At 68.4% G+C, this 534-nt stretch carries 1 protein-coding gene; it reads left to right on the plus strand.

Features of this window, described 5'->3' with window-relative positions; all coding sequences use genetic code 11:
- Positions 1–363: 363 nt before the first annotated feature.
- Positions 364–534, plus strand: a 171-nt coding sequence (locus tag GRC12_RS46625) for an SCO5717 family growth-regulating ATPase (protein WP_308286777.1), incomplete at its 3' end; no start/stop codon positions are given.

A 534-nucleotide genomic window follows, 5' to 3' on the forward strand; every position in this document is an offset into this window, starting at 1 on the left:
AGCACGAACAGCCCCACCAGCCATGCCCGGTGGCACTCCACTATGCCGGTTACTTGATCACGCGCGCGAACGGGCGGCGCCGGCAACAGTATCGCCCGATTTCTTCCTCAATGCGCAGGCTGTGTACGGCAATTCATGGCTGGTTGTGACGCAGTGGGCAGGTGCTCAGGGGTGGACGGGCCTGCCGGGGTGGGGCTACTGGTGATTAGGGTGGTACGGGGCGCGCCGCCAGAACCCGTGGACCAGGCGGCGGTGCCTCGGGGGGAGCCGGTGGATCGGTCTGCCTCACAACGCATTCAGGACGACAAGCACATGGTCGCCCCGGCACGGCTTTGAGGGTGCTCGACCACACCAGGAGGAACTGTGAGCAGCGATCGGGACGGGAACCGCGGGGGCTGGGCCACACCCGGCGACGACCAGCCCGACGCCGAGTCCGCCATCGAGACGACGGGCGAGTTCACCATCGACTACGCACCGCCGGCGTGGTACACGCAGAACGCGTCGGGGGGTTCCTCCGGCGGAGGCGGTGCGGGG

Source organism: Streptomyces griseorubiginosus (assembly GCF_017614965.1).
Lineage (GTDB): Bacteria > Actinomycetota > Actinomycetes > Streptomycetales > Streptomycetaceae > Streptomyces > Streptomyces griseorubiginosus_B.